Source organism: Paenibacillus sp. fava2 (genome assembly GCF_058313675.1).
The window spans coordinates 4,161,936-4,182,165 of sequence record NZ_CM177755.1; the positions used below are offsets into that span (position 1 = coordinate 4,161,936).

Sequence of the window (20,230 nt, forward strand, 5' to 3'; positions counted from 1 at the left end):
GGTCATGTGACCGTATTGCAGCCCTTTTGCCGTGTAGCGAGTTAAAGACTCCTTATAACTCGTAATCGTCCCCTTCTTCGGTCAGCAGCGGCTCAGCCGCCGGCGGACGCTCATCAGTCAGCGGGAGAATAACCGTAACCTGTGTTCCTTTGCCAAGCTCGCTGTCCAGCTCCAGCTTGCCGTGATGCAGTTCAACAATCTGCTGGGAGATAGCAAGCCCCAGGCCGGTTCCGCCATTCAGCGCATCAACCTGGAAGAAGCGGTCCCTTACCCTGGACAGATGCGCTTCACTGATCCCGATCCCGCTGTCCCTGACGATTACCGCCATTTCAGTCCCTGACAGACGATGAGCTGACAGGACTATGCTGGAATCCTCGGGGGAGAATTTGACGGCATTGTCCACAAGGTTAAGAAACACCTGCTTGAGCCGGTTCGGGTCCCCCTTGATATAAATGGTATCCTCACATTCCAGCACCAGATGAATCCGTTTCTTCTCCGCCTTGGCCCAGATATTCAGAAGAGTCTCCTGTAGCACTACCTTTATATCTGTAAGCACTATGGACAGCTTCATTTCATTCTGCTGCAGCTTGGAGAAGTCCAGAATCTCCTCCACCAGGCCGATCAGACGGTCACTTTCCCTGGAGATGATCCCTACGCCGAGCTTCGTCTCCTCCGGATCATAACCGCCAGAAATCAGTGTCTCACTCCAGCCCTTGATGCTGGTCAGCGGAGTCCTGAGCTCATGGGAGATCGAGGAGATAAAATCATCCTTGATCTGATTACTGCGGATAATCTCATCGGCCATATAATTCAGCGTAGTCGCCAGATCACCGATTTCGTATTTGTAGTCCCCTTTGATACGGGCGGTGAACCTTCCCTTGGCCATTTGCGCAGAGACCGCCGTTATATTATTCAGCGGCTTCACAATGGAATTCGCCAGCCCGAAGCTGAACAGGACAACGATCACCATGACTGCCGCACCGATACCGATCGACGCCAGGGTAAGGTTAAGCAGGTCCTTATCAATAAGCTCCATCGAGGTGAGATAACGGATCACATATTTATCACGGCTGTTCAGCTGAATCAGCTTGGAGACTGCCATGACACTCTCATTCGTTCCCGCCTGCCTGCCTACCCATTTGCCGATGCTTCCGCCGACGGCCTCAGGAACATCGCTGGTTGTAATTGTCCGGTCAGGCTGAAAGCCTGTTGAGCTGGTCAGAATATCCCCGCTTGTGGACAGCACTTCAAGCTCTGTATAATCCATACTGAAGAAATCGAGCACCTTCTGCAGCTGGTTGGGAGAACGCTCCCCCGAAATTTCGTATTTCAGGAACTCCTCTGCCGTGCTGATATGGATCGTAATCTTACTGTACACACTGTCATAATAATACGTCCGTATCGCCAGAAGGAAGATAACCTCTACGAGGAGAAGCGCCACAAAGACTACTAAAATATAGTGCAGTACAATCTGCCTGCGCATCCCCTTCTTGATCATTGTCCCTGACCTTTCCATTTATAGCCGTGCCCCCATACAGTCTGCAGATATTCGGGCTCCGACGGGTTGTTTTCGATTTTTTGGCGCAGCCGGCGGATGTTTACATCGACAATCTTGGGATCGCCCATGTACTCCTTGCCCCAGACATGATCCAGCAAGGAGTCACGGCTGAGCGGCGTATTTTCTTTTTCCAGGAAAAACTGCACCAGCGAAAATTCTGTCGGAGTCAGCTCGATCGCTTCCCCGCTGCGCTTGAACTGCTTGGAGATCAGATCCAGCGTAAACGGGCCTGAGTGAAAGGAGACCTTGGCCGACTGCTCACGGTGCACGTTAACCCGGCGAAGCAGAGATTGAATGCGCGCAATCAGTTCGGTCGGGCTGAACGGCTTGCTGACATGGTCATCGGCACCTACGGAAAGCGCATAGACCTTATCCTGCTCCTGCACCTTGGCCGTCAGAAAAATAATCCCGAGACGCTCATTGGTCTCACGGATGCGTCTGCAAACCTCAAAACCGTCAATACCCGGCACCATAACGTCCAGCAGTGCGATATCAATATCCGGCACGGTAGTCAGCTTGTGCAGCGCTTCATTGCCGTCAGCCGCCTCCAGTACTTCGAATCCGTTACGTTTCAGATTGATCACAATAAAACTGCGGATGGATTCCTCATCCTCCAGTATCAGTACTTTACTCATCGATTCCCTTCCTTTCAATTGGAGCGGTTATTTTATCATTGTCGCCCCCGCCCGTGCTCTGTACAAGCTCACCCCGGTAGCCGATAATTTTGTCCATATCCCTGCCAAGCACCTTCCAGCCGCTGCTCTTCACACGATCCCATTCCATCTGGGTGAAGAAGGTCACCTCAACAACCGTCTCTCCCGTATCCGACAGGATGAACTTCAGCGATTTATCCTGCACGGATTTGGTGTCTACCGTTATCTTCCCGTGCCACTCCGGCAGGAAATCAATGACAAAGCGGTCCGCCGGATCACGGTACTTTTGCGAGGTGAAGCTGAGGCCGTCCTTGCCGTCCCATTTGTAATATGAGGTGAAGTAAGGAATGGCTTCAGGGTCAAAATACTCCCAGCCTCCCGGCGGCTCCAGCATGCCAATCTCAATGATGCCGTCACCGTCGATGTCCTCGCTGACAATTTTTCTGTCTTTAAAGGTATTGGCATCGCCCGGAATGACTACCCGCAGCTTGTTATTCTCCATCACAACCACGGTGGTATAGGCCGAGCGGGAATCCACAGCCGAATCCAGAACTATACCTTCTTTATGCTCGGCCACTTTTCCTGAGACAATATTGTAATAATTATTAAAATACGGGTCCAGGTCGTCCAGCTGATCGAGTACCTTAAAGCCGTCATTATATTGGTAAGTGGTAATTTTGTTAAGTTCATTGCGTTTGAAATATACCAGAGTAATATCCGCAGCCCCATCCTCATTCAGGTCATCGATCATATATTTGGTATAAGGCTGGGCCAGCAGCTCTTCCAGTTCGCCGCCGGAATAGGAATAGACGACGACCCCCTTCTCTTCTCCGCGTGAATACCCGGTAATAATATTCAGCTTGCCGTCACCCGTTACATCCTCCAGGTCAACTGACTCCAGCTGCGTACCGTCACCGTCGAAGACAAGCTTCTTCACCCAGCCGTCCTCCGTCTTCTCCAGAATCATGCCGTGGATCAGGACGGATTCATTCTCGGTCAAGTAAAAGACCAGTGTCTCCATCGTGCCGTCTTTATCGAAATCCTCTGTGAATATGGAGCTGTCCTCATCCCCGGAAGGGCGGATCAGCGAGGCGCTGGCCGGCATTTGTGACTTGATGGCCGTCATCAGTGAAGCCTTGTCGGCGGTCAGCTCCGGAGACTTCATCTTCGAAACAGGATCGCTGATGAAGGTACAGCCCGACAGTACGGACAATGACAGGACAGCCGCCGCCAGACGTCTGGGAACACTAAGATTCAACTTCATCACTCTTTCCTTATTTCATGCTCAAATCTGCTACAGGTTCAGGCGTTCCTGGGAAGTCAGGCGGCGTCCTCTGACATCATGCTTGATTCTGCCGTTCTCCAGTACCCACAGCCTTGTTGCATAACGTTCCGCCAGTTCCAGCGGAAGTACAGTAATAACGGTTAACCCCGTTTCTTTACAAAGACTGCGCAGCGTCTCCAGGACGCCTTCAGCCGTCCGCGGGTCCAGACCGGTTACCGGCTCGTCGGCCAGAATAACCTTGGCGCCGTGCACAAGCGCACGGGCAATGGCTACACGCTGGCGCTCGCCCCCGCTGAGCTGGCTTGTCTTCAGCTTGGCCTTGTCCAGCAGGCCGAGCTTATCAAGCTCGTCCATTGCCCCCATATAATCATCCTGCCGCACCATCCCCGTCACCATCCGCCACAGCGGTGTCTGTGAGGATTGGCCGATCAGTACATTCTTCAGTGCGGTCCGGTTCGGATTCAGCTCGGCGTTCTGCTCCAGGTACGCCCATTCACGGCGGATCTTGCGTCTGCCGGCGAGCGGGCTTTTCATAATGTCGATCCCGTCTACCCGGAAATTGCCTCTATCCCATTTCTCGCGCAGCGCCAGGCAGCGCAGCAGCGTGGACTTGCCGCTTCCGCTGGCTCCCACCAGCACTACGAGCTCCCCGGGCTCTAATTGAAAACCGATATCCTGCAGTACCGGCAATTTGTCTTCTCCGACTGCTTTGGCCAGATGTTCTACTGTAATCATAGTTCAGCCTCTCCCTGTTTTCGTCTCTACTCTATAGTGTACTCTGAAAGCGGGATCAATTTCCATGCGTACATCCGTTCTTATCTTACCTCAATTCAGCTCCCGTGGCGAGAATAATAACCCGGTCAGGCCGAACAAAATATAGAAACCGCCTAGCAGCACGAATATACCGCTGCCCCAGCCGAATTCAAGCAGCAGGCCTCCGATGCCCGGGCCGATAATGCTGCCTATACTGAAATGAAAAGAAGAAACGACATTGGCTGCAGGCAGCAGATTACGCGGCAGGATGTCTGCGGCATAGCTGAGCCCCAGCGAGAAGAAGGAGCCGACCAGGCCCCCGGCTGCCAGCAGCAGCAGCAGCGTAAATACAAAATGCCCGCCCGCAAGCGGGAGCAGCGTAAAAGCCAGACCTCCGGCGGTGCCGGCAAAAATCAGGATTTTTTTCCGTCCGTACCGGTCACTCCACAAGCCCAGCGGCAGCTGGAGCAGCAGGCCTCCGATGCCCGCGAACGGCAGCAGGGTGGCGATCTGGTCTGTAGTGAACCCGGAACGCAGCCCGTAGACCGGGAAGTTGCTGTTCAGGCTCGCTTCCATATAACCATACAGCAGCGCCGGAATAAGTGCGTACCAGGCCAGGCTGTAGCTGCGGCCGAACCGGCGGGCCTGCCCTTCATTGTGTTCAACTTTGTCAGGCCGGGAGTTTGGCAGCTTGAACAGCACCAAGAGGAGCGCGAGCATAAATAATCCGGCCAGGATCAGAAAAGGAGCGGCCTCGCCGAAGCGCAGCAGGCTGATGCCGGCCGGGCCCAGGCTGAAGCCCAGGCCGTAGGACATACCATAGAGCGAGAGATTGCGTCCCCTGTGCTCTGCAGGTGCCATCAGCAGCACCCAGAGCTGGGCGGCATAATTAATCGCCGAATCGCCTATGCCGACCAGCAGGCGCAGGATGAACCAGACCTTGACTCCCGGCAGCAGCGGGAACAGCAGCAGTGTTACCAGGACAAGGCTGAGGCCGGCGGCTATCAGTCTCTTGAAGCCTATAGCTCCGAGCACACGTTCAGCAACAAGAGTCATTGCGAACGAACCGACATAAAGAGCAGCGGCATTCAGTCCGTTGAGTGAGGAGGAAACCCCTTTTTGTTCAAGCAGAATCGAGAGCACCGGCAGCAGAAGCCCCTGGCTCAGGCCTGCGGCAATAATGACGGTAATGAGAATAAAATAATTCAGTTTACTGTTGGAACGTTTAAGTAAAAGCTGGTCTGACACAGGTGAATCCTCCTTGAACGTTGATCAGGCAAATGCGGACAAAAGTCGCCCTGCAGGCAAACATGGAACATTATAGTGGACAACCTTCTTCAAAACAAGAGATAATATATAGAAGTGACCGATTTCCTGGGGGTGCAAGCTTCATGACTTATGAACTCAAAATAGATGTCTCGCCTGTCTATGAACTGATCGACAGTTTCATGTTATATGTAACAAGGAAATGGATTTCCAACCTGGACATCGGTCCTGACTGGATCCGCGATATAGACGGCCGCATTCCTCCGCAGCAGGTATCCGCGCTCCGGCAGGCAGCCGAATGGCCTTTTACCGATTATGATGTCCTGTACGTCTGGGCTTACCGCCGCCGGCCTGCATCGAAGGTGCTGCAGTTTCTGGATGAACTGGAAACGCAGTCACTGGAAGCGTGCTTTGAGCAGACCGCCCCGCTGTTCCCTGATTTTACAATGCATGAATGTGAACGGATCAAGCGGGATTATCCCCCGCTCCTGCGGCTGTGGTATGAGCAGTATTTCCGCCATGCCGAGCAGAAGCTGCTGCCGCTCCTGATCGAGGACGCCTCAGAGAAAAAGCTGCTCGAGAGCAAAATGGGTTCAGCAGCGCTGATTGAGTATGCTTCGGGCGGTGTAGTCATCGAGGATATTCCTGATCTGCAGACGGTTGTGCTGCTGCCGACCATTCATAACCGGCCGATCAATATGTACTGCTTCTATAATACACTCATGATTATCCAGTACCCTGTTGATGTCCCTTCGGACAATGAAGATGAACCGCCCACCGTTCTGCTGCGCCTGACCAAAGCACTTTCGGACCCGACCCGGCTCCGGCTGCTGCGCTATGCGGCCCATGAACCCAAAACGCTGTGGGAGCTACAGTCTGTGCTTGGCCAGACCAGTGACACCATGATGCATCATCTGCTGATGCTGCGTGTCGCCGGCCTGCTGCGGGTTCATTTGGGCAGTGAAGGCGAAGGGAATGAACGCTACAGTGTCCGTCCGGACGGCGCATCGGATCTGCAGATGTTCCTTGAGTCTTATATTCGTTTATAATAACAATACAAAAGCAGAGATTGCTGACAAACTTACAGGCTTAGGAGTGAGCGTTATGAAGTATTTGCCGCAACAAGTTATTTTTGATCTGGACGACACCCTGGTACACTGCAACAAATATTTTGACCTCATTCTGGGGCAGTATTTCGAGCTGATGTCCGACTGGTTCGGGGAATATGGCCCGACAACCGGAGAATTCCGCAACAAACAGGTGGAAATCGATGTGGAAACCGTCAGCACCAGCGGACTGGCCAGCGACAACTTCCCCAAATCGCTGATCGCCACCTACCGCTTTTTCTGTGCCAAATATAACCGGGCTGCCGATCCATATCATGAGCAGCAGCTGATGAAGCTCGGGCTGAGCGTCTACGATCAGGAGGTCGAAGCGTATCCCGGCATGGTGGAAACCCTCGATGCGCTCAAGCATGACGGGCATAACCTCTACCTGTACACTGGCGGAGACGACACCATCCAGCAGCGCAAAATCGAACAGATGAAGCTCGATGTCTATTTTGACGACCGGATCTTTATCCGCCAGCATAAAAATATCGAATCACTGGAAAATATCCTGGTGTCCTATCCGTTTGAACGCAAGCGCACCTGGATGATCGGCAATTCCTTGCGCACCGATGTGCTTCCGGCCTTGACGGCCGGCATTAACAGCATCTACTTGAAGCAGCAGAATGAATGGCTGTATAACCTCATTGAGCTTCAGCGGGAGATGCAGCAGTCGGTCATGACCATCTCCTCCATCAGCGAGGTTCCGCCGGTTATCCGGACGGCGTCCAAGCTGCAAAGCCACGGCTGATCATTAAGGCAGGCCTCCTGTTACAAATGCCATAGGCATCCGGCAGCTGCAGTGTTTATACTGTTTGAGTAGATTTTTCATCTCATTCAGGAGGTTTGGAATGAACAAGCAAGCAAGTCCTAACCGCACACCGAATAAGCAGTCTGCCCGGAACACTGCCGGCTCCCGTCTGCTGCCCATGCTGCTTGGTATCATCGCGGTCATTCTGGCAATTGTACTTATCTATGTCCTTACAGACGGCAAATCCAAAGAGGAGAATATGCTTGAGGGTCTGCCTAACTATACGGATGTCAAGGGTACTATTGTCGTTGACGGCCTGAAGTATGAGAAGCAGCCGCATCTGGGCAGTCCGGACGCCAAGGTCAAGGTCATTGAGTTCGCCGATTTCAAATGCCCGGCCTGCAAGAAATGGACCGAAGCCAATCTGGATACTTTCATTAAAAACTATGTGGACACCGGAAAAGCCGAGCTCTATTTCATGAACTTCGCTTTCATTGACCGCGACTCTTACCTGGCCGCCAGCGCAGGAGAAGCAATCTATAAGCAGAGCAACGAGAAGTTCTGGGAATATGTTCATGAGCTCTACGCCAATCAGGGTGATGAGAGCACCATCTGGGCCACCCAGAAGTTCATCCTTCAGTTTGTCAAAGACAACATCGAAGGCCTGGACTATGCCCGGTTCGAGCAGGATGTGAAGAATCACACCTACATGTATGATGTTAAGGAAGACTTCAAGATTGCCGGAGCCTATGGTGTTAACGGCACTCCCAAATTTATGGTGAACGGTGTTCTGTTGCCTGATTCCTCATATGAGGGGCTTACGGCTGCTATTGAGAGCAGTCTGGCTGAATCTGCGAAATAAACATATGTGTATCAAAAAGAGGAGGATGCAGCCTGCCGGGAGATCCCGCCGCCAGGCTGCATCCTCTTATTCGTTACTGCCCGGGGCAGCGCGTCATCATTCTACACTAAGCTGTCCCGTAGCCATATCCGCTAATACCAGCTTGCCTTCCAGCGGTGAGCCGTCTTCGGCAGCCAGCTTCAGCTTGCCGGTCTTCCCCTTCTCAATCAGCGCCTTTACCTGAGTATCCGTCAGCGTACGGCCATGGGTTTCCTTCCAGATGACAAACTTGCAGCCCTCTTTGTAATGAGAGCAGCCGTAGCCCTTGCGGCCCATAAAGATCGTGCCGCCGCAGCCCGGCCGCGGGCAGCCGCCGATAATCTTCGGCCCGCTGTCCCCCTGCTCAGCCGGCTTCGCCGCTCTTGCTCCGGACGGCTTGGCGCCAGCCCCGCCCTCTCCCGCACCGCTGCGCCTGCGTGTACCGGCGGCCGGCTTGTCCGCGCCATCCTTGGAAGCGGCACCGCTGCCCCGGCCTTTGGAGCCGGCCCGAACGGAAGGCGTCTCGCCTTCAAAGGAGGTTTTGGCCGCACGGGACTGGACCTTCACCTTGTCGACGATCATAGAAGCGAAGCGCTTCACATTCTCCATGAATTGCCCGTCTGCCGCCGTACCTCTGGCGATTTCATTAAGCCGCCGTTCCCACTGACCGGTCATCTCCGGTGAGGTCAGCAGCTCGATGCCCGCTCCGCGGATCAGTTCGATCGCCGTCCTCCCCTTCTGGGTGATGGCAATCTTTTTACCCTGCATTTCGACGTAGCCGACATTTTTCAGCCGCTCAATAGTAGCCGCCCGGGTTGCCGGAGTTCCGAGTCCGGAATCCTTCATGGCATCGCGCAGCTCCTCGTCCTCAATCTGCTTGCCCGCGCTTTCCATCGCTTTGAGCAGGGTGCCTTCGGTGTAGTGCTTGGGCGGCTGCGTATCCTTCTCTTTGACCACCGCATCGCTGCACAGCACTTCATCGGCAGGGGAGATAGAGAACGGCTCGTTCACTTCGATCTCCTCTTCCTCCTCCTCATCCTTGCCTTTTCCTTTGGACGGCTTCGCCTTGTCCTTCTTCTGGTCGGCATAGATCACCTTCCAGCCCAGACTCAGCAGCTCCTTGACCGTAGTCTTGAAGCTCTCACCCTCCACCTCAGTAAAGACAGTGTGTACCTTATACTCGGCAGCCGGATAGAACTGCGACAAGAAACGGCGCACAATCAGATCATATAATTTCGCCTCATCTGCACTCAGCCCCGAAGCCTTGCGGTTGGTCGGAAGGATCGCATGGTGGTCTTCCACCTTGGACGGATTGCAGACAAATTTATTGCCTTTATGGACCAGGCTGCGGTTGGCACCTTTAACCAGTTCATCGTAGGAGGTACCCTGCAGCGCATTCAGCGTCTTGTGCATCTCCGGAATGTTCTGTTCGGTAACATAGTTGGAATTCGTCCGGGGGTACGAAATGACCTTGTGCTTTTCGTAGAGCGCCTGGGCGATATCTAGGGTTTTTTTGGCGGAAAATGCGTATTTCCCGTTCGCTTCACGCTGCAGCAGCGTCAGATCATACAGCTTGTTGGGATACTCTTTCGTATCCTTAACCTCATAGGAGGCAATCCTTCCGGGCTTGCCTTTTACCTTGGCTGCAAGCGCATCGGCCTTCTCCTTGTCGGTCAGCCTGTCCCCCTGCCACATGCCTTTATAGACAACCTCATTCTGTGTAAAATGGCCCTCGACCTCAAAAAATTTCAGCGACGAAAACGCCTCAATCGTCTTTTGCCGGTCGTAGATCAGCGCCAGCACGGGCGTCTGCACCCGGCCCACGGACAGCAATACATTATGCTTCGTAGTAAACGCGCGTGAGCCGTTCATCCCGATCAGCCAATCAGCCTCACTGCGCGCTCTGGCCGCTTTGGTCAGATTCTCATACTCCGAGCCGTCCTTCAGCTCCTGGAAGCCTTTGCGGATCGTCTCCGGCGTCAGGTCGGAAATCCACAGCCGCTTCACCGGCTGGCTGAGCTTCAAATGCCGCTGAATCAGCGAGAAAATATGCTGCCCCTCCCGCCCGGCGTCACAGGAGTTAACCAGCAGGTTGCTGCGTTTGGCCAGCTCGCCGATCACCTTCAGCTGATCAATCGTGCGCGCATTCGGCACCAGCTTGAACTGGTCGGGTATAATCGGCAGGTCGTTAATGTTCCACTTTTTGTATTTGCCATCATAAGCTTCCGGCTCGGCAAGCCCAATCAGATGTCCGATTGCCCAGGTGATGATGTACTGGTCCCCTTCTAAATAGGAACGGTAGTTTTTGGCTTTCGGTTCTATTGCGGCGGCGATATTCCGCCCCATGTCCGGTTTCTCCGCAATAATGAGTGTTTTCAAAAATATCGCTCCTTACCTATCGTTGTTCCTAAACACGTCCAGTTTTTTATTATACCATTTTGCTAAAATAATTACCTGCTATTAATAGAAGTGACTCAGCAAAAAAGTACGATTATCTCTTTTTAACCCATATGCAGTGCTAAAAAAAATGGAGCTGCCGCCGGCTTACACCGGAAGCACTCCAATTTGTTTGATGAAAATATATTAAGCTTTGCTCCGCATTGCTTCCGCCTCATCAAATTCATCACGCAGCAGCCCAAGCATAAGATCATCATAATACTGGCCGTTCATAAAAATGCTTCTGCGCCGCAGGCCTTCCTCCTTGAAGCCAAGCTTCAGGTGAAGCGCTCTGGATGCGGCGTTGACGGAGACACAGCCGCTGTTGCATTTTTGCAGCCTCAGCTCATGAAACGCATACCGCAGAACAATCCGTGCCGCATCCAGCCCGTAGCCGTTCTGCCGATACGGACTGTTGATACAGAAGGACATTCCGAATGTACCGTTCTTATAATCCGGCGCACTCAGATTTACAAACCCCACCAGGACATTATCTAACGTCTCAACAGCAAACATCCAGCGTAATTCGCTTTTGAAGTTATCATATTCCTCCGACATCGCCAGTTCATTCGCCTCATTCTTCGGCAGCTCAACACTCCACTCCATCAGCCGGACAACTTCACTGTCCTCCTGCTCCCTGCGCCACACTTCCCAGTCACTTCTCCTTGTTGCTCTGAGTCTGACCAGCGTGCCCTGCCAAAAATAATGCCCCGGTACGTTCATCCAAATCCGCCTCCTTTACCTAAATTCTAGCATCAAAGGCATTCTGCTGAAATGTAGATAATTCTTATAAACATCTTCTACTTGGAGGATAAATACAAATGTTGACCGTGACGCTTATTTCATTCCCCCACAATCCGGGAGACTGCCTCTGCGCTGGTGATAATCTCCTTCGTACCGCTCTTCCGGTGCCAGAATTCAACCTTGCCTTCGCCGGCCGACTTGCCGACCACCAGCACAACCGGAATGCCGATCAGTCCGGCGTCTTTGAATTTTACCCCTGGCCGTTCATCCCTGTCATCGAGCAGTGCCCCTATACCTGCCCCGTTAAGCTGGTTGTATAGTGCTTCAGCCAGCTCAGCCTGCTCCTGATCCTTGGCAGACAGCTGCAGGATATGCACCCGGTAAGGTGCAAGCTCCCCGGGCCAAATCAGCCCTTCATCATCATGGCTTTGCTCGGCTACTGCTGCCAGCAGCCGGGAGAGGCCAATGCCGTAACAGCCCATTATCATAGGTTTGTTTCTGCCTGAGGCATCCAGATAAACTGCCCCGAGCTTCTCACTGTACCTTGTACCCAGCTTAAAGATGTGGCCGATCTCGATTCCTTTATGAAAATGGTACACACCCTTTCCGCATTTCGGACAAGTCTCCCCTTCGGCAGCGTTTCTGATATCAGCCACATGCTCAAGCAAAAAGTCACGTCCTGGCACCACATTCCGCAGATGGTAATCTCTTTCTCCGGCGCCTGCAATCCCGGTTTCCATCGATGCCACGGCTTTGTCAATGATCAGCGGCAGCTGCAGGCCGACCGGTCCGACATATCCGCTCTCTACACCGGCAGCCGCCCTGACGGCATCATTATCTGCTAGAGACACTGAGGTAACGCCCGCAGCAGCCGCAAGCTTGAGCTCATTCACCTCATGATCCCCGCGGACGAGTACGGCAAATATGGTGCCGTCACCGATATAAATCAGTGTTTTGATGATGCTATGCGGTGCAAGCTGCAGTTCCTCTTCCAGCTGGTCGATCGTCCGCAGTCCTGGCGTATGAAACTTTTGAGCAGACGGCTGGTCTGTCTCTCCAGGTGAGATACCGCTTACCGCTATGCCAGCCTCGGCTTCCTCCAGATTAGCAGCATAATCGCAGCTCGAGCATACAGCAAGTGTGTCCTCACCAACCTCCGCGAGCGCCATAAATTCATGATTTCCACCCTCCCCGCCCATTGCACCGGCATTAGCCTGAACCGCCTTGAAGTTCAGCCCGCAGCGGGTAAAAATCCGTTCATAGGCTGTGAACATACGGTTATATGCTGCGTCCAGCCCTTCCCAGTCCGTGTCAAAAGAATAGGCATCCTTCATCAGAAACTCCCTGCCCCGCAGCAGACCGGATCGCGGGCGGCGTTCATCGCGGAATTTGGTCTGAACCTGATAGAGCGTAACCGGCAGCTTGCGGTAGGAGCTGATCTCACCCCGGACCAGGGCTGTTATAGCTTCTTCGTGGGTAGGGCCGAGCACAAACTGGCGCTCATGGCGGTCCATAAGGGTCATCAGATCCTTACCATACGGCTCGAATCGCCCTGACTCCTTCCACAGCTCAGCCGGCAGCAAAGATGGCAGCAGCACCTCCTGAGCACCGGCGGCATCCATTTCCTCGCGGACAATATTCTCAATATTGCGCAGCACCCTGCGGCCCAGCGGCAGGTAGCTGTATATTCCCGCTGCGAGCATCCGGATATAGCCGGCACGCAAGAGCAGCTGGTGGCTTGCCGTTTCCGCATCTGCAGGTGCATCGCGTAGTGTTGTCAGTAAAAGCTGGCTTTGGCGCATTGAAATCATCTCCTCTGATTGTTTGAAACGCAAAAAAGACGCATCCGTCAGGGACGAATGCGTCGTGATACCACCCTATTTCAACCGCCTGGCTATGCCTGGCAGTCCTCTATCCGGATAACGGCCGGGGCCGGCAGCAAATAAAGGCTTACCTCCATTGCTGCAGCTTTCAAGGCAGGGTGCGCTCCCTTCGCGGCTTGGAGGACCTTTCAGCCGGTGAATCCTCTCTCTGTTCTGGCGATATGCGGGATGCAGATCCTTGGTCAACGCTGCTGCGTTATTGAATTGTTATTTAATGTATCCGAAATTACAAAATGCGTCAAGCCTGTCATGAAAATGCCATGTTTGAACCAGTTCCGGCAACTTTTCATGTATGCGTTTACACTATTCTTGTCCATTTGTAAATTAAATGTTTCTGATAAACCGGCTTACATATGAAATTTTTTTGAAAATAAACCGAAATATATGAATAGAGCATTTCAAGAGGAAACGCCTGTCAATGCCTCTGTGTAAATGTATTCAAGGGGGAATCATCGCTATGTTCACAAAAATCAAGAATGCCGCTCAAAATCTAACATCCCGTTCACTGCAGAGGAAAATGCTCCTGATTTTTACCGTCATGCTGGTCATTCCGGTTGTGCTGGTAAGCTACTTTTCCTACACTAGCTCCAGTAAGCAGCTGGAATTCAAAATGCAGGAATCCATGCACACCAGCGTAGACCTGCTGGCTACGAATATTAATGAATCGGTTACTGCCGCCAAACAGAATGTCTCACAACTAAGCCAGCAACTGACATCTGCCGATCTTGACAATAAAAATGCGGCTACCCGTACACTGATTGAATTGTTTATAAAAGAGCACCCCGAGCTTGAACTTTTTGTGGCCGGGAATCAGAACGGTGCCTGGATGAAAGCGCCTGACCCAGGCCCGCAGGATTATGATCCGCGTACCCGTGACTGGTATACTGCTGCTGTGAGCAATCCCGGTGAGGTTACCCTTACAGATCCAACTGTATCTTTAACTACCGGCAACTATACGCTGTTTATTTCCGAAACCCTCAAGGACGGCAAGGGCGCCCTTGCCACGACTCTTAATCTTAAAGCAATGAGTGACCGGATCAGTAAGAATAAGCTCGGTAAAGAGGGCTACTACTATGTTATTGACCGGAATAACAAGTTTGTGTCACATCCAGTGAAAAAGGCCGGAGAAGATATTGCCCCTTATGTCGCTGAGCTGCTGGTTGGAGACAAAGGCAATCTGGCCTATACCAATCCTGATACCGGACTGGACATGAGCGGCTATTATACGACAGATCCAGTAACAGGCTTTACTGTCGTGGGTGTAATCAAAACCAAGGAATTTTCAGACGCTTCGCTACCTGTATTGTATAACGGCCTGATCGTGCTGGGCTGTGCGCTGGTGATCGCCCTCATTCTGATGTATTTCATCGTAAGAGCCATCTCGCGGCCAATCACCCGGCTTAACCAGTCTGCACGCCGTGTAAGCGAAGGGTATCTGAACGAACAGATCACAATTGACCGTGCCGATGAGATTGGTGAGCTGGCCAAAAACTATAATCTCATGGTGGAATCACTGCGGAATATCGTGACAGACATCTCCGAGACCTCAGGCCTGCTGGCCGCTTCCAGCGAGCAGCTGACCGCTACCACCGAAGAAAATGCCAAAGCCACAGCCTATGTGGCCGAGATGGTCCAGGATTCATCTGCCGGAGCCGAGACTCAGACCGCAGCCATGGCCGAGACGTCCCGGGCGATGGAAGAAATGTCCGCCGGCATCACAAAAATTGCCGAAGCCGCTTCCTCCATCGTCAGCTCATCCGCAGACACCGAAGCGGATGTGCATAGCGGCAGCGAAAAAATCAGCCTGGTCAGCCGGCAGATGGATGCGATCCGCGAGTCCACTCACCTGTCCTCCGAGCTGATCGGCCAATTGAACGGCCTGAACTCCCAGGTGTCAGCGATGAGCAGTGCGATCTCCAATATTGCCGTACAGACCAATCTGCTGTCGCTGAACGCCGGAATTGAGGCCGCCCGCGCCGGTGAGCATGGCCGGGGCTTCGCTGTAGTGGCAACTGAAGTACGCAAGCTGGCAGACCAGTCCAAGACGACTGCCGGTAATATCCAGGAGACGATTGAACAGATGACCGTCCTTATTGACCAGACCTATGAGACAATCCATAACCGGGTATCGGCTGACGTGGAACTGGGGATTCAAGTGACTGATGAGGCCAAAGCGGCGTTTGCGAATATTGAACAATCCACCGCCAGAATCAACGGCCAGATCCATGATATTTCCGCCGTTACGGAGCAGATGTCTGCCGGAGCCGAGCAAGTCGCAGCTTCCGTCGTTGAAATCTCCAATATCTCACGGTCCACCTCTGATGCCTTCCAGAGCGTAACCGCAGCGACCCAGGAGCAGCTTGCCTCCATGGACGAGATTACCGCTTCTTCCGGTGAGCTGTCCAAGATGGCCTCAGACCTGCAGGTGAAGATCGAGCGCTTTAAGCTGGAGGATTAGAGAACTCCTTAAAGAGATGCCGTAGTTTACCCGCGGCATCTCTTATGATGTATAACAAGAGCCGCCCTTCCAGCAATTGCTGGAAGGGCGGCTCTTGGTGATCCACAGGCTATCAATTAGACGAGAACGGTCGATCCCATCAGATATTTATCAACTTCACGTGCGGCAGCGCGGCCTTCGTTAATCGCCCAGACCACCAGACTCTGTCCGCGGCGCATGTCACCTGCAGCAAAAACTTTATCCACATTGGTATTGAATTTGCCGTAACGGGCCTTCACATTGCTGCGGCGGTCCGTTTCCAGGCTCAGCTCCTGAATGATATCCTGCTCCGGTCCGTCGAAGCCGATCGCGATCAGCGCCAGCTGAGCCGGGTAGACAGCTTCTGTACCCGGTACAGGCTGGTAGATCTTGCGGCCTGTCTCATCCACCATACGGCGGATTTGCACGGTGTGCAGCTCCTTCAGCTTGCCCTCTTCATCACCGACAAACTTGGTCGTCATGATCGAGAATTCGCGCGGATCATCGCCAAAGATGGCTTTGGCTTCCTGCTGTGCATAATCAAGAGTGTACACGTTCGGGAACTGCGGCCAAGGGTTGGCAATCGGATCACGCTCAAGCGGCGCTTTGTCATGTGTGCCGAATTGGGTAATGCTATTGCAGCCATGGCGCAATGAGGTTGCTACACAGTCAGAACCGGTATCCCCGCCGCCCAGTACAACTACATCTTTACCTGCTGCCGAGACGAAGTTGCCATCCTCCAGATTGGAGTTCAGGTAGCTCTTGATCGTGCCGGTCAGATAATCCATCGCGTACATGACACCCTTCAGCTCACTGCCTTCGACATTGAACTGGCGCGCTTTAGTTGCTCCCCCGCACAGTACGACCGCATCATAGTCATCGACGAGCTGTTGGGTCGGAATATCCTTGCCGATCTCGGTGTTTACAACAAAGGTGATGCCTTCAGCAGCCAGCAGATCCACCCGGCGCTGAACGACGCGCTTATCCAGCTTCATTGTAGGTATGCCATATGTCAACAAACCGCCGACGCGGTCACTGCGTTCATATACAGTCACGGTATGTCCTGCTTTGTTCAGCTGGGCTGCTGCAGCAAGTCCGGCCGGTCCGGAGCCGACGATGGCTACTCGCTTGCCGGTGCGCTTCTCGGGCGGATTAGGGACAACCCAGCCTTCCTCAAAGCCTTTATCCACGATTGCAAGCTCGATGGTCTTGATCGTAACCGGCTGTCCGATCAGACCGACGGTACAGGAGCCTTCGCAAGGCGCAGGACAGATGCTGCCTGTAAACTCAGGGAAGTTATTCGTCTTGTGCAGACGCTCCAGCGCTTCCTTCCACAGGCCGCGGTAAACCAGATTATTCCATTCGGGAATCAGGTTGTGAACCGGGCACCCAGATGTGCCTCCGGTCATATCAATGCCGGTATGGCAGTAGGGGGTTCCGCAGTCCATGCAGCGCGCGCCCTGCGTGCGGAGCTCGTCCTCGGTAAGGTGATGATGGAATTCTTCCCAGTCTTTAACGCGCTGTTCAGGATCCCGGTCACCTGGGAGCTGGCGCTTATACTCCATAAATCCAGTAGGTGTAGACATATTTACGTTTCCCCCATCCGTTCTCTTCGTGTTGATGTATAGTACATTGTAGCATACTGCGGCAGATTCGTGTCGATTCAGCGCAATGAAGTACCTGCACATTCTATACTATTTTTAAGTTTAGCAATTGTAATTTTAACTATAGTAGCATTCTATACTTTCGCACTGTAATGGATTAATCTGCTGATTATTTGTACTATTTCACATGTTGTGTCAGAGAAAACGCTTTTTCCTTAAACCGTACGTTCATAAACGTAAAAACGGTAATCATACGGGTTCTGCTCATTGCGGATCCCTTGAATGCTGGAGACCTCTTTCCATTCTTCCCAGCGGACATCCGGAAATTTCGTTTCACCTTCAAAATCCTCATAAATCCGGGTTACAAGCAGCTTGTCGGCGTACGGCAGCATCATCCCGTAGATTTCAGCTCCGCCGATAATCATAAGCTCATCGTCCTTACGTCCTTCAGCCAGCGCTTCCTCCAGCGTATGGACGACCTGTGCCCCCTCCGCCTGAAATCCGGCATCTCTCGTAATAACGATGCTCGTTCTGCCCTTAAGCGGCTTCCCGCCAAGTGACTCCCAGGTTTTGCGGCCCATAAGCATTCTTTTACCCAGCGTCTGTTCTTTAAAATAGGCAAAATCCAGCGGCAGATGCCACGGCATATCGTTATCCTTACCAATTACACCGTTCTCCGCCATGGCCCAAATCATGCTGATACTCATATCTATGCCCTCCTTTACCAAGAATCATCATGTCCCGGAAAGATTAAATGGCAACCGGTGCTTTGATCCCCGGGTGATAGACATACCCTTCAAACTCAAAATCATCAAATGTATAATCAAAAATGCTATCCGGCTTTCTGAGGATATTCAGCTTCGGCAGCGGATGCGGCTCTCTGGACAGCTGGGTGGCCACCTGCTCCAGATGATTTGTATAAATGTGCACATCCCCTCCGGACCAAATGAAGTCCCCCACCTCGTAACCTGTCTGCTGGGCGACCATATGGGTGAGCAGGGCATAGCTTGCAATATTAAAAGGCAGGCCGAGGAACGTATCTACAGAGCGCATGGTCAGCATACAGCTCAGCTTGCCGTCAGCTACATAAAACTGAAACACAAAGTGGCACGGCGGAAGCTTCATCTGCTCAATTTCCCCGACATTCCACGCGCTTACAATATGACGGCGGGAGTCCGGATTGTTCCTGATGGAATCAATGACTGCAGCGATCTGGTCAATATGCCGGCCGTCACTGCTCTCCCAGGCACGCCACTGCGAGCCGTATACCGGTCCCAGTTCACCATTCTCATCGGCCCATTCATCCCAGATCGAAACACCGTTTTCTTTAAGGTAAGAGATATTGGTATCTCCCTTTAAAAACCACAGGAGCTCATGAACAACGGATTTCAGATGAATGCGCTTGGTCGTAACCAGCGGAAAGCCTTCGGACAGATCAAAGCGGAGCTGACGCCCGAACACGGAAATGGTGCCTGTTCCGGTGCGGTCGCTTTTGGGCGTGCCGTGATCAAATACATCTTGAAGTAAATCTAAGTAGTTGCGCAAAGTTTAAACTCCTCTCCCCTTTTTTTCTTATCCCAGTTTACCATGACCTGACCACCCTTGTAACTTAATTAAGCGTAGAAAATGCAATTTCCTGTCGTTCACCAGCCCTCCTCCGCACAGTGATTTCCTTTGCACGAAAATAGTGGGAGGACAGGCTGTATATACCGGTTAATCCGTGATCCTGATTGCACCTGGTTCTCCTGCTATTCCCAGATTCTCAGCTCTACAGTATCTGCATCTGCTCTCAGCTTGGCCCGGCCCCCAACAGGAAAAGTAATCAGCGGCGAGGTATGGCCGAAGTTTACGTCAGCCACAACCGGAAGTTGCAGCAGCTCCTTCTTGCTACGGATGATTGCTTCCAGCATATCCCTTGTTATCCTTGACGCCCGCTGAAACCTGCCGATTACAAGCCCCCTCACCTGCTCAAAGTCCGGCTGATGAATCAGCGACTGGAGATCACGGTCAAAGACTTCCGGCCCCGATTCAAAATCATCCTCCAGAAACAGAATAACATCCTTCAGGGTTGGCATGAACTCAGTACCCTGCAGCAGGTTCACTGTGCACAGATTACCGCCGATTATTGTACCTTCTGCTGATCCGGAACAGATTGTATAAGGCCCTTCATTCGCCTCAAAGCTTCGGTTCTCCTGATCAAGGAACCACGCATCGTCACTCCACTCAGCCGAAGGCTGCACTAGGACCGGTTCATCCTCCATCATCATTTGGATAAAATGCCTGACCGTATATTCATTGCCTAGCCGCATGGATAAGGTGGAGAAATGCGGTCCTGAGTATGTAATCAATCCGGTCTTGCGGTAAATCGCACTGCCGAGCGCCGTTATATCGGAGTACCCGCAAAGACGTTTAGGATTGTCTGCGATCAGCCTGTAATCGAGCTCCCTCAGCAGCTGGTTGCAGTTATGCCCTCCCAGTGTAGTTAGAATACCTTTGACATCCGGGTCGCGGAAAGCCTCGTGAATGTCCTCCACCCTGGAGCGGACAGAGGACGAGGAGAATTGATCCATTTCATAAGCATGTGCTGCAAAAGAAACCTTGAAGCCGTAGCTCTCCAGCAGCCTGGCAGAAGCCTCTATCTGCTCAGGTGCGATAATGCCGAGACTGTTTGACGGCGAGATGATACGGATTCCGTCGCCTGCCTGCAGTTTTGGTGCCTTCATAGGATAACTCCTCTCGTAACAGTCCTTTTCTATTGCTTCAACATATTTAATAGACTGCTGAATAAAAGAAAAGACTCCCTCAGCCATTACCATGACATTGGGAGTCCCTTCT

16 protein-coding genes are annotated in these 20,230 nt (G+C 52.6%); 4 read left to right on the top strand and 12 right to left on the bottom strand.

Translation table 11 applies throughout. From position 1 onward, the window contains the following. Nucleotides 1-52: 52 nt before the first annotated feature. From AC4G46_RS18010 to AC4G46_RS18030, 5 genes are all read right to left on the bottom strand, one after another. Complete coding sequence (locus AC4G46_RS18010) at nucleotides 53-1,498, bottom strand: sensor histidine kinase (protein WP_491123935.1); 1,446 nt, start codon at nucleotides 1,496-1,498, stop codon at nucleotides 53-55. Next, the gene (locus tag AC4G46_RS18015; RefSeq protein WP_068725065.1) at nucleotides 1,495-2,193 is read right to left on the bottom strand and encodes a response regulator transcription factor; all 699 of its coding nucleotides are present in this window, start codon (nucleotides 2,191-2,193) and stop codon (nucleotides 1,495-1,497) included. Before AC4G46_RS18015 ends, AC4G46_RS18010 begins: the two co-directional genes overlap by 4 nt. Continuing rightward, nucleotides 2,186-3,475: a hypothetical protein gene (locus tag AC4G46_RS18020; protein WP_491123936.1), complete on the bottom strand. Its 1,290-nt coding sequence runs from the start codon at nucleotides 3,473-3,475 to the stop codon at nucleotides 2,186-2,188. Before AC4G46_RS18020 ends, AC4G46_RS18015 begins: the two co-directional genes overlap by 8 nt. Nucleotides 3,476-3,505: 30 nt before the next feature. Further along, complete coding sequence (locus tag AC4G46_RS18025) at nucleotides 3,506-4,231, bottom strand: phosphonate ABC transporter ATP-binding protein (RefSeq protein WP_491123937.1); 726 nt, start codon at nucleotides 4,229-4,231, stop codon at nucleotides 3,506-3,508. A 90-nt stretch (nucleotides 4,232-4,321) separates the two neighbouring features. After that, nucleotides 4,322-5,497, bottom strand: coding sequence for an MFS transporter (locus tag AC4G46_RS18030; protein ID WP_491123938.1), 1,176 nt, complete (start codon nucleotides 5,495-5,497; stop codon nucleotides 4,322-4,324). 143 nt (nucleotides 5,498-5,640) lie between these two features. On the opposite strand from AC4G46_RS18030, the gene AC4G46_RS18035 reads away from it, so the two are divergent. From AC4G46_RS18035 to AC4G46_RS18045, 3 genes are all read left to right on the top strand, one after another. Continuing rightward, nucleotides 5,641-6,564 carry an ArsR/SmtB family transcription factor gene (locus tag AC4G46_RS18035; protein ID WP_491123939.1) on the top strand — a complete coding sequence of 308 codons (924 nt, stop codon included), beginning with the start codon at nucleotides 5,641-5,643 and terminating at the stop codon, nucleotides 6,562-6,564. Between the two features lie 55 nt (nucleotides 6,565-6,619). Then, nucleotides 6,620-7,372 carry an HAD family hydrolase gene (locus AC4G46_RS18040; protein ID WP_491123940.1) on the top strand — a complete coding sequence of 251 codons (753 nt, stop codon included), beginning with the start codon at nucleotides 6,620-6,622 and terminating at the stop codon, nucleotides 7,370-7,372. A gap of 100 nt (nucleotides 7,373-7,472) precedes the next feature. Beyond that, complete coding sequence (locus tag AC4G46_RS18045) at nucleotides 7,473-8,234, top strand: DsbA family protein (RefSeq protein WP_491123941.1); 762 nt, start codon at nucleotides 7,473-7,475, stop codon at nucleotides 8,232-8,234. Between the two features lie 96 nt (nucleotides 8,235-8,330). Here AC4G46_RS18045 and AC4G46_RS18050 read toward each other — a convergent pair whose 3' ends face one another. The 3 genes from AC4G46_RS18050 to AC4G46_RS18060 all read right to left on the bottom strand — a co-directional run bounded on the left by AC4G46_RS18050 (nucleotide 8,331) and on the right by AC4G46_RS18060 (nucleotide 13,234). Then, nucleotides 8,331-10,631 (bottom strand): type IA DNA topoisomerase, encoded by a 2,301-nt coding sequence (locus tag AC4G46_RS18050; protein ID WP_491123942.1) that lies wholly within the window; start codon nucleotides 10,629-10,631, stop codon nucleotides 8,331-8,333. A gap of 204 nt (nucleotides 10,632-10,835) precedes the next feature. Beyond that, on the bottom strand, nucleotides 10,836-11,411 hold the full coding sequence (locus AC4G46_RS18055) for a GNAT family N-acetyltransferase (protein ID WP_491123943.1): 576 nt from the start codon (nucleotides 11,409-11,411) through the stop codon (nucleotides 10,836-10,838). A 119-nt stretch (nucleotides 11,412-11,530) separates the two neighbouring features. After that, nucleotides 11,531-13,234, bottom strand: a complete 1,704-nt coding sequence (locus tag AC4G46_RS18060; protein WP_491123944.1) for a proline--tRNA ligase — start codon at nucleotides 13,232-13,234, stop codon at nucleotides 11,531-11,533. A 538-nt stretch (nucleotides 13,235-13,772) separates the two neighbouring features. Between AC4G46_RS18060 and AC4G46_RS18065 the strand changes: the two genes are divergently transcribed. Next, on the top strand, nucleotides 13,773-15,773 hold the full coding sequence (locus tag AC4G46_RS18065) for a methyl-accepting chemotaxis protein (RefSeq protein WP_491123945.1): 2,001 nt from the start codon (nucleotides 13,773-13,775) through the stop codon (nucleotides 15,771-15,773). A 116-nt stretch (nucleotides 15,774-15,889) separates the two neighbouring features. Here AC4G46_RS18065 and AC4G46_RS18070 read toward each other — a convergent pair whose 3' ends face one another. The 4 genes from AC4G46_RS18070 to AC4G46_RS18085 all read right to left on the bottom strand — a co-directional run bounded on the left by AC4G46_RS18070 (nucleotide 15,890) and on the right by AC4G46_RS18085 (nucleotide 20,118). Beyond that, nucleotides 15,890-17,377, bottom strand: a complete 1,488-nt coding sequence (locus AC4G46_RS18070) for a glutamate synthase subunit beta (protein ID WP_491123946.1) — start codon at nucleotides 17,375-17,377, stop codon at nucleotides 15,890-15,892. 233 nt (nucleotides 17,378-17,610) lie between these two features. After that, entirely contained in the window at nucleotides 17,611-18,102 is a 492-nt protein-coding gene (locus tag AC4G46_RS18075; protein ID WP_491123947.1) for a dihydrofolate reductase, read from the bottom strand. A gap of 43 nt (nucleotides 18,103-18,145) precedes the next feature. Next, complete coding sequence (thyA, locus tag AC4G46_RS18080; protein WP_491123948.1) at nucleotides 18,146-18,940, bottom strand: thymidylate synthase; 795 nt, start codon at nucleotides 18,938-18,940, stop codon at nucleotides 18,146-18,148. A 203-nt stretch (nucleotides 18,941-19,143) separates the two neighbouring features. Further along, the gene (locus AC4G46_RS18085) at nucleotides 19,144-20,118 is read right to left on the bottom strand and encodes a S66 peptidase family protein (RefSeq protein ID WP_491123949.1); all 975 of its coding nucleotides are present in this window, start codon (nucleotides 20,116-20,118) and stop codon (nucleotides 19,144-19,146) included. Nucleotides 20,119-20,230: the final 112 nt, after the last annotated feature.